10 protein-coding genes and 1 pseudogene are annotated in these 12,784 nt (G+C 70.8%); 2 read left to right on the top strand and 9 right to left on the bottom strand.

Annotated features, from left to right (window positions below; translation table 11 throughout):
* The first annotated feature begins 179 nt into the window (after nt 1-179).
* A pseudogene (locus RM788_RS30295) lies at nt 180-1,867 on the top strand (ISAzo13 family transposase).
* A 14-nt stretch (nt 1,868-1,881) separates the two neighbouring features.
* On the opposite strand, the gene RM788_RS30290 reads toward RM788_RS30295, so the two are convergent.
* The 7 genes from RM788_RS30290 to RM788_RS30260 all read right to left on the bottom strand — a co-directional run bounded on the left by RM788_RS30290 (nt 1,882) and on the right by RM788_RS30260 (nt 10,148).
* On the bottom strand, nt 1,882-3,306 hold the full coding sequence (locus tag RM788_RS30290; RefSeq protein WP_315921383.1) for an FAD-dependent oxidoreductase: 1,425 nt from the start codon (nt 3,304-3,306) through the stop codon (nt 1,882-1,884).
* The gene (locus tag RM788_RS30285) at nt 3,303-5,327 is read right to left on the bottom strand and encodes a molybdopterin oxidoreductase family protein (protein WP_315921381.1); all 2,025 of its coding nucleotides are present in this window, start codon (nt 5,325-5,327) and stop codon (nt 3,303-3,305) included. The genes RM788_RS30290 and RM788_RS30285 overlap by 4 nt, the downstream gene beginning before the upstream one ends.
* Nucleotides 5,328-5,464: 137 nt before the next feature.
* Nucleotides 5,465-6,268 (bottom strand): TIGR02569 family protein, encoded by an 804-nt coding sequence (locus RM788_RS30280; protein ID WP_315921379.1) that lies wholly within the window; start codon nt 6,266-6,268, stop codon nt 5,465-5,467.
* 104 nt (nt 6,269-6,372) lie between these two features.
* Nucleotides 6,373-6,600 carry a hypothetical protein gene (locus RM788_RS30275; RefSeq protein ID WP_315921377.1) on the bottom strand — a complete coding sequence of 76 codons (228 nt, stop codon included), beginning with the start codon at nt 6,598-6,600 and terminating at the stop codon, nt 6,373-6,375.
* 131 nt (nt 6,601-6,731) lie between these two features.
* Nucleotides 6,732-7,904, bottom strand: coding sequence for an adenylyltransferase/sulfurtransferase MoeZ (moeZ, locus tag RM788_RS30270; protein WP_315921375.1), 1,173 nt, complete (start codon nt 7,902-7,904; stop codon nt 6,732-6,734).
* A gap of 128 nt (nt 7,905-8,032) precedes the next feature.
* The gene (locus tag RM788_RS30265; protein WP_315921373.1) at nt 8,033-9,121 is read right to left on the bottom strand and encodes a DUF3152 domain-containing protein; all 1,089 of its coding nucleotides are present in this window, start codon (nt 9,119-9,121) and stop codon (nt 8,033-8,035) included.
* 43 nt (nt 9,122-9,164) lie between these two features.
* Nucleotides 9,165-10,148, bottom strand: coding sequence for an alpha/beta fold hydrolase (locus RM788_RS30260; protein WP_315921371.1), 984 nt, complete (start codon nt 10,146-10,148; stop codon nt 9,165-9,167).
* Nucleotides 10,149-10,295: 147 nt separating this feature from the next.
* On the opposite strand from RM788_RS30260, the gene RM788_RS30255 reads away from it, so the two are divergent.
* Nucleotides 10,296-10,943, top strand: a complete 648-nt coding sequence (locus RM788_RS30255; RefSeq protein ID WP_315921369.1) for a TetR/AcrR family transcriptional regulator — start codon at nt 10,296-10,298, stop codon at nt 10,941-10,943.
* 127 nt (nt 10,944-11,070) lie between these two features.
* Here RM788_RS30255 and RM788_RS30250 read toward each other — a convergent pair whose 3' ends face one another.
* Entirely contained in the window at nt 11,071-11,859 is a 789-nt protein-coding gene (locus tag RM788_RS30250; RefSeq protein ID WP_315921367.1) for an alpha/beta fold hydrolase, read from the bottom strand.
* A complete protein-coding gene (locus RM788_RS30245; protein WP_315921366.1) occupies nt 11,856-12,755 on the bottom strand; it encodes an AurF N-oxygenase family protein in 900 nt (299 codons plus the stop codon). Before RM788_RS30245 ends, RM788_RS30250 begins: the two co-directional genes overlap by 4 nt.
* Nucleotides 12,756-12,784: the final 29 nt, after the last annotated feature.

Below are 12,784 nucleotides of genomic sequence, written 5' to 3'. Positions count from 1 at the left end.
GAACGCTCAACTCAAGGTGTCCGAACGTTCGACACGCCGTGCCTGAACGTTCGACTCGCGAATCACGCGCGAGTCGAACGCTCAGACACCCTGTGTCGAACGCTCAGGCACCCCGTTGGGGTTAGGACCCGCAGAGAAATAAACCGTAGATTCCGATCTTGGGCTGTCATGCTTGTGGTATGAGCCTGATCGAGGACGCGGGAGCGGCGCTGGTGGCGAAGTTCGAGGTGCTGATGCCGCACCTGGACGAGCGTCAGCGGCGACTACTACTCGCCGCGGAAGCCAGAACGTTGGGACACGGCGGGATCAGGCTCGTCGCCCGCGCCGCGGGTGTCCGTGAAGCCACGGTGTCCCTGGGGGTCACGGAGCTGGAGTCCGGTGAGGCCCCGCTCGGGCGGGTGCGTCGGCCCGGCGGGGGCCGTAAACGCGCCGCCGACCTCGACGCGGGACTGCGACCGGCGCTGCTGGCATTGGTCGAACCCGACGTGCGGGGCGACCCGATGTCGCCACTGCGGTGGACGACGAAATCGACTCGTAAGCTCGCCGCCGAACTCACAGCCCGTGGCCACCGGATCTCTGCCGACACCGTCGCGGACCTGCTGCGAGAGGAGGGTTTCAGCCTACAAAGCAACGTCAAAACCCTGGAGGGCAAGCAGAATCCCGATCGGGACGCGCAGTTCCGCTACCTCAACGAACAGGTCAAGGACCATCAGGCCACCGGCGAACCGGTGGTCAGCGTGGACACCAAGAAGAAGGAACTGGTCGGGCAGTACGCCAACGCCGGCCGCGAGTGGCGCCCGGGCGGTGATCCGGTCGAGGTCGACACCCACGACTTCCCCAACAAGACCCTGGGCAAGGCCGTGCCCTACGGGATCTACGACCTGGCCACCAACACCGGCTGGGTCAACGTCGGCACCGACCACGACACCGCCGCGTTCGCCGTCGAATCGATTCGTCGCTGGTGGAAGAGCACCGGCCGCAGCACCTACCCGCATGCCGGACGCCTGCTGATCACCGCCGACGCGGGCGGCTCCAACGGCTACCGCACCCGCGCATGGAAAGCCGAACTGGCCGCCCTGACAGTGGAAACCGGCCTGACGATCACCGTGTGCCACTTCCCTCCCGGGACGTCCAAGTGGAACACGATCGAGCACCGACTGTTCTCCCACATCACCATGAACTGGCGCGGCCGACCCTGAGCAGCCACGAGGTCATCGTCAACACCATCGCGGCGACCACCACCCGCACCGGGCTGACCGTCCACGCCGAGTTGGACACCGACACCTACGACACCGGAGTCCGTGTCAGCGACGGGCAGATGGACGCGTTGCCACTAGACCGGCACGACTGGCACGGCGACTGGAACTACACGCTGCGGCCCGAGGCATACCCACGGATTCCCGTCACCGTCCCGGACCCATTCGACCAACCCAGCCCCGATCTGGCCTGGCTGTGCCACCCCGCCATCACCGGCCTGCCCACCCACGACTGGCATAACGTTATCGCCGCGCTCACCGCCCCGCACGAGGATCAACGCGAAGCCCAGCTCGTCACACGACGTGGCCACCGCCCCCGCCACAAAGGCGGCCCGGACACCGGTCGACGCCCGATCCTGACCCTGGTCGACCGACTTCTTGCCACCGTCCTGCACTACCGATCGGGGCTGCCCCAGGTCGCCGTCGCAGCCTTGTTCGGTGTGCGTCCCGAAACCATCAACAAACGCATCCGCGATATCCGGATACTGCTTGAACAGGCGGGCCTGAGCATCCAGCCCGCCGAACAGCGCCTTACCAGCTTGGACGACCTTTACGATCTTGCCCACACCGCAGGTATCACCATCCCGGACGGCACCACGCCAACGAGTTAATGATCTGCAAGCCCTTAGGCGGTGTTGTTGAGCCAGTCGAGGAGGCCGCAGACGGGGTCTTTGCAGCCGCCGCAGCCGGTGGTGGCCCTGGTGGTCTCCACGAGGGCGGAGACGGTGGTGGCGCCGGCGCGGTAGGCGGTGACGAGTTGGCCCTTGCTGACGGTGTTGCACTTGCAGATCACGGCGCTGGCGGGGAGGTCGGCCGGGCTGCTGGCGACCTCGGGGGTGAGCGCGCGTCCCAGCAGCAGTGCCAGGCGGTCCGTCGGCGCGGCCAGGCCGCGGTCGAACAGCTGGGTGATCGCGGCGGCGGCGTCCGGTGCGCCGATCAGGATCGCGCCGACGACGAGGTCGTCGCGCAGCACCAGTTTCGCGTACCGGCCGCGCGCCGGGTCCTGGAAGCACAGGACCTCGTGGTCCGGGCTGTCCAGGTCCACGTGCACGTCGCCCAGCGCGGCGAGGTCGACGTCGCGGGCCTTCAGCCTGGTCACCACGGCCGTGCCGCGGTAGCGGGCGGCGGGCGCGGCACCGGTCAGCCGGTCGGCGAGCACGGCGGCCTGCTCCCACGCGGGCTGCACGAGTCCGGAGACCGTGCCCGCGTGCTGGGCGCAGTCGCCGATGGCGTGCACGCGGGGGTCACTGGTGCGCAGGGCGTCGTCGACGAGGACGCCGCGGTCGACGGCGATGCCCGCCTCGGCCGCGATCCCGGTGGCGGCCTGGACGCCCGCCGACACCACCACGAGCTCGGCGGGCACGCGGCTGCCGTCGTCGAGCACGAGCCCGTCGCCCGGCAGGTACTTCGCGGCCACCGTGCCCAGCCGGAACTCGACGCCGAACGCGCCGAACGCGCGGGCCAGCACCCGGCCCGCGCCCACGTCGAGCTGGCGGTTCATCAGGTGCCCCACCGGGTGCACGACGGTCACCAGGCAACCTCGTCCGGCCAGGCCGCGGGCGGCCTCCAGGCCGAGCAGTCCACCGCCCAGCACCGCGACCGGCGTGCCGGGACGGGCCGCGGCGACGATCCGCCCGCAGTCCTCCAGCGTCCGGAACGGCACCACGCCGGGCGCGAGCGAGCCGTCCGGGTCCTGGAGCCCCTCGGTAGGCGGGATCCACGGCCGCGCGCCGGTCGCCAGCACCAGCGCGTCGTAGGGCACCTCGTCGCCGTCGTCGGCCAGCACGACCCGGCGGGCGCGGTCGATGCCGGTGACCGCCACCCCCAGCCGCAGGTCGACACCGTGCCGGGCCGCCCAGCCGGTTCCGTGCAGCCGCACCGAGTCCGGGGTCATCGACCCGGCGACCACGCTCGACAGCAGCACCCGGTTGTAGGCCGGGTGCGGTTCCCCGCCCAGCACGGTCAGGTCCGCGGTCGGGTCGCGCCGCAGCACCTCGTCGGCGAACCTCGCCCCGGCCATGCCGTACCCGACCACCACGACGCGTCTCACACGGGCTCCACTCGGACGGCGCACACCTTGAACTCGGGCATTCGGCTGGTCGGGTCCAGCGCCGGGTTGGTCAGCAGGTTCGCCCGCCCCGCGCCGCCGAAGTGGAACGGCAGGAACAGCAGGTCGATCCGCATCGAGGCCACGCACCGGACCCGCGCCTCCATCCGGCCACGCCGGGAGACCACCGCGCCGAGGGCGCCGTCCACCAGACCGGCGCGCGCGGCGGTGTCCGGGTGCACCTCGACGTAGACCTCCGGCACCGCGTCGAGCAGCTCGGGCACGTTCCGGGTCTGCGCGCCGGACTGGTAGTGCTGGAGCACCCGCCCGGTGGTGAGCTGCAACGGGTACTCGGCGTCGGGCGGCTCCGCCGGACCGCGGTGGTCGACGGCGTGGAACCGGGCCAGCCCGTCGGGATGGGCGAACCGGTCGAGGAACATCCGGGGCGAGCTGCCGTCGCGGATCACCGGCCAGTACAGGGCTTCCCCGCTCGCCAGCCGGTCGTAGGTGGCGCCGGAGTAGTCGGCCGCGCCGCCCTCGGAGGCGCGGCGCAGCTCGGTGAACACCTCCTCCGGCTCGACCGGGAACCGCTCGGCGGGCTGCCCGAGCCGGATCGCCAGCCCGCGCAGCACCTCCAGGTCGCTGCGCACCCCCGCCGGTGGCGCGACGGCCTGCCGCCGCAGGAGGATCCGGCCTTCGAGGTTGGTCATCGTGCCGCCCTCCTCCGCCCACTGGGTCACCGGGAACACCACGTCGGCGAGCGCCGCCGTCTCCGACAGCACGAGGTCGGCCACCACCAGCAGGTCCAGGTCCGCCAACCGCTCCGCCACGTGGTCGGAGCGCGGAGCGGACACCACGACGTTGCTGCCGAACACCAGCAGCGCCTTGGGGCCGGTGGGCGTGCCGAGCGCGTCGAGCAGCTCGTAGGCGGAACGGCCGGGGCCGGGCAGGTCGTCGGGGTCGATCCCCCAGACGCCGCCGACGTGCCTGCGCGCGGCCGGGTCGTCGATCCTGCGGTAGCCGGGCAGCTGGTCGGCCTTCTGGCCGTGCTCCCGCCCGCCCTGGCCGTTGCCCTGCCCGGTCAGGCAGCCGTAGCCGGATCCGCGGGTGCCCGGCAGCCCGAGCGCGAGCGCCAGGTTGATCCACGCCGACACCGCGTCCGACCCGCTGGCGTGCTGCTCGGTGCCGCGCCCGGTGAGGACGTAGGCGTTGTCGGCCTCCGCGAGCAGCCGCACGGCCGCGCGCTGGTCGGCCACCGACACCCCGGTGACCCGCTCGACCCGCTCCGGCCACCAGCCCGCCGCGATCGGCCAGGCGTCGTCGAAACCGGTCGTGCGCTCGGCCAGGAAGTCCTTGTCCAGGTACCCGTCGGCGACCACCACGTGCAGCAAACCCAGTGCCAGCGCCAGATCCGTGCCGGGTGCCGGTTGGAGGTGCAGGGTCGCCAGCTCGGCGGTGGCGGTGCGGCGGGGGTCGATGACGATCAGGTCGGCGGCGCGCAGGTGCTGGACGAACGGGGGCATCGTCTCGGCGGGGTTGGAGCCCACCAGCAGGATCGCGTTCGCGTTGTCCAGGTCTTCCACGGGGAACGGCATCCCGCGGTCCAGGCCGAACGCCCGTGTTCCGCCCGCGGCGGCGCTGGACATGCAGAAGCGGCCGTTGTAGTCGATCTGGGAGGTGGCGAGGGCCACGCGGGCGAACTTGCCGAGGGCGTAGGCCTTCTCGTTGGTGAGGCCGCCGCCGCCGAAGACGCCGACCACGTCCGGGCCGTGGTTCCCGCGGAGTTCGCGGAGCGTCGCGGCCACGAGGTCGAGGGCTTCGTCCCAGGAGGCTGGTTCCAGGACGCCGCAGCGGCGGACGAGGGGGGTGGTGAGCCGTGCGGGGGAGGTGAGGAGGGCGGCCGATGTCCAGCCCTTCTGGCACAGGCCGCCGCGGTTGGTGGGGAAGTCGCGCGGTGACACCCGGCCGTCCGTGAGCGTCATGGCGCATTGCAGGGCGCAGTACGGGCAGTGGGTGTCGGTCACACCGCCGACGCTAGGAAGGGGCCGTTAACGGCGGAAGGCGGTGTGTTTCGGGGAGACGAACTTGCCTGCTCCACACGGTTGGAGCAGCGGTGAGTTGTGGGTCCGCGTGCTCTTCCACCGCGGTCGCGGGTGGCGGGTCACTTCAGGAGGACCTCGGTCACCACGTGCACGGCTCGGTCGAGGCCGCCGAGCGACTGGGGGCTCGACCTGGGGTGCAGGGCGTGCACCGCGAGCCGGAAGAGGGTGGCGCGGAGCAGCACCTGGGGCCAGTCGGACAGGTGGGCCCAGCGTTCCACGATGCCCTTGTCCGCGCCGCCCCAGGCGAGCGCGTCGACCACGACCACGGCGGCGGCCCACTGCGGGGGGCGCCAGTAGGCGGTGAAGTCGATGATCGCGGGGGGCAGGGTGCCGGAGAACAGCACGTTGCCGAACAGGTCGCCGTGGACGACCTGCGGTTTGGCCGCCACGGGTTTGCGCGAGCCCGCCAGCACCTCGAACATCCGGCCGCCGAGGTCGGCGTCCAGGTCGGCCTTCTCCTCGCCCCAGGCGCAGCGGTCCGCGGTGGCGAACAGGTCCGTGCGCGCTGCCAGGAACCGCGGCTTGGGCAGCTCGGCGGTTGCCTGGTGCAGGCGTTCGGCGACGGCCACGACCTCGTCGTGCCGGGGTTCGGCGCGGCCGGACAGGAACTTCGTCGCCGCCCATCCGCCGACGACGTACCGACCGTCGGTGGAGCGGAGGGGCCGCCCGATGCGCAGGTTCGGCACCACCAGTCCGTCCAGCGCCTTCGCCACCCAGGTCGCCTCGGCGGGGTTGCCCGCGGGGCGGATCGCGGCCTCGCCGCACCGCCACACGGGTCCGCCGTCGATCAACTCCGGCTCGGCGTCGCGTGCGCCGAAAGCCGCACGGACGTGCGAAGGAGGCGGCTCCAGAGTGGGGGTCACGGTCAGGCACGCTACCTGCCCGCACCACCCATGTGGTGGAGGCGGGGCCCCGCGCCCCGAGCCCCCGACCATGCCGTCGGACGAAAACCTACCGCCGAGTACCCCTAGTGGGTGAAGAACACCGCGAGGGCGACCAGCCCGAAACCCATCACGACGCACCACGTCACGACCGCGATCGGGGACAGCCCGTCGACCTCGCGAGCCCTCGCCCGCACGTCCAGGCGGTCGTTGAAACGTTCGAGCGGGTAGATCGTCCAGTTCGCCAGCCGGTCCAGCAACCGCTCGTACCTGGACCGGAGCGACGCCCTCATCGACGCGAATCCCGGTGCCACACCAGGACGGTAACCGCCGCGACACGCCGAACGGCGTGGAGCACGGCAGTGGGTCCGAATGGCCCAACCACGCCGTGTACGGCGAAGGCCACCACGGGTGATCGCCGTGGTGGCCCTCGTCGGGAAACCGACTAGTAGGTCGGCAGGCTCGGGTCCACTTCACGAGCCCACGCCAGCACTCCGCCGCCGACGTGCACGGCGTCGGAGAAGCCCGCCTTGTGCAGTGCCGCCAACGCTTCCGCCGACCGCGCGCCGGACTTGCAGTGCAGCACGATCTGCTTGTCCTGCGGCAACTCCGCGAAGGCCTCGCCGGACAGGATCCGGTCCTTCGGGATCAGCACGGAACCGGGGATCTTCACGATCTCGTACTCGTGGGGCTCCCGCACGTCCACCAGCAGGAAGTCGTCGCCGGCCTCCTGCTTGTGCCGCAGCTCCAGCGGCGTGATCGTGTTGCCCGCCGCCGCCTCCTGCGCGTCGGTGGACACGACGCCGCAGAACACGTCGTAGTCGATCAGCTCGGTGATCTTCGGGCTCTCCGGGTCCTTCCGGATCTTGATGGTCCGGTAGGTCATGTCGAGCGCGTCGTACACCATCAGCCGACCGAGCAGCGGGTCGCCGATGCCGGTGAGCAGCTTGATCGCCTCGGTCACCATGATCGACCCGATGGACGCGCACAGCACGCCCAGCACGCCGCCCTCGGCGCACGACGGCACCATGCCGGGCGGCGGCGGCTCGGGGTAGAGGTCGCGGTAGTTCAGGCCCTGACCGCCGGGGGCGTCGTCCCAGAAGACGCTGACCTGGCCCTCGAACCGGAAGATCGAGCCCCACACGTAGGGCTTGCCCAGCAGCACCGCGGCGTCGTTGACCAGGTACCTGGTGGCGAAGTTGTCCGTGCCGTCCAGGATCAGGTCGTAGTCGCGGAAGATGTCGAGCGCGTTCTCCGAGTTCAGGTGCACCTGGTGCAGGTTGACCTTCACGAACGGGTTGATCTCGGCGATCGAGTCGCGAGCGGACTCGGCCTTCGGCTTGCCCACGTCGGACTGACCGTGGATGACCTGGCGCTGCAGGTTGGACTCGTCGACGGTGTCGAAGTCGACAACGCCCAACGTGCCCACACCGGCCGCGGCCAGGTAGAGCAGAGCGGGACTGCCAAGGCCACCCGCGCCGACAACCAGCACCTTCGCGTTCTTGAGGCGCTTCTGCCCGTCCACCCCGACATCCGGGATGATCAGGTGCCGGCTGTACCGCGCGACTTCTTCCTTGGTCAGCTCCGCTGCGGGCTCCACGAGCGGCGGAAGCGCCATCTGTCCTCCTCGACGAAACATGTCCTCGTAAATCGGACAACACCAGACTGCCTGCTCGTCTTCCCGCGTGGGAAGTCGTCCCAACCGGTGGACGCATCTACTCGGTCGGGCCTGCCACCGGGCCGGACCTACCGGGGCGCCACGGGGAAGGCGTTCGTCGTGCACGTCTTGCCGTCGGCCGGCACGACGCCCTTGTTGCTCGCGTCGACCTCGTTGAGCTGCGCGACGTAGTCGTTGGAGACGCCGAACGTCTGCTGCATCATCACCGGCGCGGGCGCCCCGTTCTCCTTGCACGCCTCGTGGCCGTGGCCGAGCGCGTGGCCCACCTCGTGGTTTATGGCGTACTGCCGGTAGGACGAGATGTCGTTGCTGAACGCCTTCGCGCCGCGCAGCCAGCGGGCGGTGTTGATGACGACGCGACCGGTCGGCGGGTCCCAGCAGGACGACTCGTACTGGATCTGGAAACCGCAGATCCGGTGCGTGGTGTTGGTCGTGGTGAGGCTGATCACGAAGTCGGCCTTGGTGTTGCCGTCCACGCGCTGCACGCTCACCTCGCCGGTGCCGACCCAGCTGCGGTTGTCCGACAGGAAGGACTGGACGGTCCGCGCGAACGCGTCCTTGTCGCCGCCGTAGTCGCCGCCCTCGACGCCGTCCTCGATGGCGATGGCGTACGTGTAGACCTGCCCCTGGCCGACGGGCTCCGACGTGCCGGGGATGACCTGCCAGGTGCCCGCGCCGTTCTCGGAGAACTTGGGGCCGTCGGGCAGTTCCGCGGTGGGGATGTTCAGGTCCAGCGGCGGCGGCGGCGTCTCGGACGCGGCGGGCGGCTTGGAGAGGTTCGTGGACGTTTGGTCGGCACGCGGCTCCGCGCCCGAGCCGGAACTGTCGCCGCTGCCGGTCGCGCCGATCTGGAACGACGCGGGCACCGTGCTGTCCAGCACGACCAGCAGGGTCAGCACCAGCAGCACCGGGACCGCGTAGATCCGCCAGCCGTAGTTCGACACCAGGCCCGCGACACCCGTGCGGCGCCTGCGCGGCCGGTACTCCTCGACCTCGGTCGGGTCCGGTTCCCACGAGGCGGCCAGCGGTTCGGCGGAGGTCCGGCGCGCACCGCGCCGGTAGCGCTCCTCCGACGGTTGCGCGGCGGACGGCCGAACGTTCGCGGACGGATGGCGGCGGCCGGAACCGCCACGGCCTTCCTCTGTCGTCCGGTTCACCGCGTCAGGGTCCCACATCCCCGATGCGGGGGCAGGCACACCGTCACCACTCCTGCCTCCCGACCGCTTCCCACATGCCGAGCACACCCCGCGCCACCGACACGGGGCGCTCCATCTGGGCCACGTGACCGGTCTTCGGCAGCACCAGGAGGCGTCCGCGCGGCAGCAGCCTGGCGATCCGCGGCGCCTTGCGCACGCTGATCAGCCGGTCCTCCGCGCCCCACACGACCAGCGACGGGGCTTCGACCAGCGGGGCGAGCCGCCACATCGACCTGCCGCCGGAGGCGATCCAGGTGCGGAACAGCGACAGGGTGCTGCCGTTGAGCGCGAGGTTCGTCCACGGCTGGCGGCCGAGTTCGGCGGCCTCCTCCATGCTCTCCACGACCCGGTGCTCGGGCACGGAGGTCGGGTCCGCGAAGCAGAGCCGCATGATCTGCTCGGTGCGCACGCGGTCGCCGAGCGCGTCCAGCCTGCGCTGGAAGCTCTTCCCGACGAACGGCAGCACCGTGAACGGCAGCCGCGGGTCCGACACCCTGCGAAAACTTGGCCGCAGGTCCGGAACGGCGGGCGACACGAGCGCCAGCGTGCGCACCAGGTCGGGCCGGACCGCCGCCACGATCAGCGCGACCGTGCCGCCCATCGAGTTGCCCACCAGGTGCACCGGGCCGCGGTCGAGGTGCTCGAGGTAGGCGATGACCGTGCGGGCGTGCTCCACCATGCTGAAGCCGTAGCCCGCCACCGGTTCCGACCGCCCGAACCCCGGCAGGTCCGGCGCGTACCCGTCCGCCTGACCCGCGAGCTGCGTGGACAGATCGGTCCAGTTCGTCGACGACCCGCCGAGTCCGTGGATGTAAACGGCGGTCACGGCGGTGTTGCCCGGCGTGTGCCGCACGTGCAGCACGTGCTTGCCGATCCGGACGTGCTCGCCGGGCAAGGGGCGCACGTTCCAGTCGAGCGGGGGCAGCGGTGTGGCGGACAGCGGCACGTGCGTCAGCGCGGGCCGGACCGCCTCCAGGATGTCGGTCATGACTCCAGGATGCCTGGTCAACGGCCCGCCGGACGAGATCGGCCGACGCGCTCTTCACGAAAGGGTGCTACCAGCGAGTAAGGTTGCCCCCGGACGGACGAGGCAGACCCCTTGTCGGCTCCGCGCGATGACCTGGCTGGAGGCACCATGACGGAGACGGCCCAGACTGCGGTTGGGCACCAGAGCACCCCGGCCGGACGCGGAGTGCGGCTACCGCGCACCGCCCGCCGGGCACAGCTCCTGGCCGCGGCGCAGGACGTGTTCGTGACCAACGGCTACCACGCCGCGGCGATGGACGAGATCGCCGAACGCGCGGGCGTCAGCAAACCCGTTCTGTACCAGCACTTCCCCGGCAAGCTTGAGCTGTACATGGCCCTGCTCGACTCCCATGTGGACGAACTGGTCGCCGGCGTGCGCGGCGCCATCCAGTCCAGTTCGGACAACAAGCAGCGCGTCCACGCCGCCGTAGCCGCCTTCTACGACTTCGTCGACGGCGAAGGCCAGGCCTTCCGCATGGTCTTCGAATCAGACCTGCGCGGCGAACCCGCGGTGGCCCAGGCGATCGAACGCGCCACCACCGACAGCGTGGACGCCATCACCGACACCATCACAGCGGACGCAGGCCTCGACGAGGACCGAGCCCGCCTACTGGCAACAGGACTGGTCGGTCTGAGCCAGGTCACCGCCCGCGCCTGGCTGGCAGACGACCGGAAGGTGCCGAAGGACGAGGCGGTCACGCTGATCTCGAACCTCGCCTGGCGGGGCATCGGCGGCGGGTTCCCGTTGCAGCACTAGGCGGGCGCTGTCCGGTGTTCCCGTGTGCCGGATGTCCGCGGGTGGTGGGTCGCCTTGGCGAAGCAGAACCCCGGCAGTTCCTCCGCTCCGCGACGGGCAGGACGACCAGGACTCCACCTGGTCGGACTCACATCAGGCGGCTGACGCGGTCGGCCACTTCCCCGGCCCGTTCCACCGGCAGCATGTGCCCGGCGCCGGGGAAGACGACCAGCTCCGCCCCCGGCAGTTCCTCCGCGATCACCCGCGAATGCCGCACCGGCGTCAACAGATCCGCCCCACCCGCCATCACCACCGATGGCACGGAAGCCAGTTCCACCAAGGCTTTCCGGCGATCATGCACCCCCAACTCATACCGAAAATCCACAAACGCCGCCCCCGAACACCGCGCCACCATCCCCGAACTCGCCACCACATCCCCCCACGCCGCCCGCCTCCCGAACAGCATGAACCGCAACCCCACAGGCATCACCCGCGCGAACCCGAGCAACGCCCGCCGCCCCACCACCCTCCCCAACACCCTCTCCACAGCCCTCACCGGCGGCAGCCCCCCGCACGACGTCGCCACGAAAGCCACCCCCGCGACCCGCGCCAACACCTCCGGATGCCGCTCCGCCAACGCCATGATCGTCATCCCGCCCATGGAATGCCCGGCCAGCACGATCCGCCCGCTCGGCACCACCGACGCGATCACCTCGGCCAGGTCATCGGCCAACCGGTCGATCGTCCGCGCACCCGCGTTGCCCGACCGCCCGTGCCCCCGGTGGTCGTACCGCACCACCCGCCCAGGCAGCGCGGCGGCGACCCGATCCCACGACGTCGAGTCCAACGTCCAGCCGTGCAGCAGCACCACCGTCACCGGCGCGTCCACCGGCCCGGTGTCCACGACGTGCAGCAGGGTCCCGTCGGACGTCCTCACGCGATCAGGAACGAACGGTGCCACGCCCGCATTCCGGGCCTCCCCACCAGTCCCGTCTCGCCGAGGAACTTCATGATCCGCTCGCCGGACCACCGGATCGTCTCCTGCCAAGCGGGGTTCGCCAGGGCGGCGCGGTGCGCTTCGGCGGCGTCGAGACCGACGGCCGCGTACACCTCGGGGTTGACGATGCTGCGGGTGATGAACATGGCGACGGTCGCGAGCAGCCACCGCTGGTAGGGCAGTTCGGCCTTGGAGATCGACTCCATGCCGCGCACGACCTCCTCGCGCGCGAACCGCACGTGGCGGGCTTCCTCCAGCACGTGGATGCGGTTGACCATGCGGATCAGCGGCTGGACCGAGTCGTCGACCATCGACTCGCGCTGCAACCGGTCCAGGACCTCCTCGGCGACCAGGATCGACCCGTACAGCGCGGGGCCGTAGCCGATCGTCGGGAGCAGCCTGCCGAGGCGGTGGACGTGGACCGGCGGTCCATAAGGCGGGCAGCCGATGCGCTCGACCATGCGGGCGAACATCGTGGAGTGCCTGCACTCGTCGGCGATCTCGGTCAGCGCGTACTGGACGTGCTTGGTCGTCGGGTCGGAGCGGTAGACCTCCTTGAGCAGCATCTGCATCAGGAGGATCTCGAACCACAGGCCGACGCTGGCGATGCTCGCGATCTCGTGCCTGCTCAACTCGATCCGCTGGTCCTCGCTCATCCGGTCCCACAGCGCGGTGCCGTAGAGCGAGCAGCGGTGCTCCGGCGTGAACCGCAGGCCGTCGACCAGCGGCGCCTTCCAGTCGATGTCCACCTCGGGGTCGTAGAACCTGTCCGCCGAGGAGTTGAGCAGCCGTTCGGCCGTCTTCTCCCGACCAGCGACCTTCAAGGGCCTCGTCATCAGGTCCTCCCCGTGGACTAAGTGTTACT

The organism is Umezawaea sp. Da 62-37 (assembly GCF_032460545.1).
Taxonomy (GTDB): Bacteria; Actinomycetota; Actinomycetes; order Mycobacteriales; family Pseudonocardiaceae; genus Umezawaea.
The sequence above is the reverse complement of the archived record's forward strand: the minus strand, read 5'-3'. Positions and strand labels throughout refer to the sequence as shown.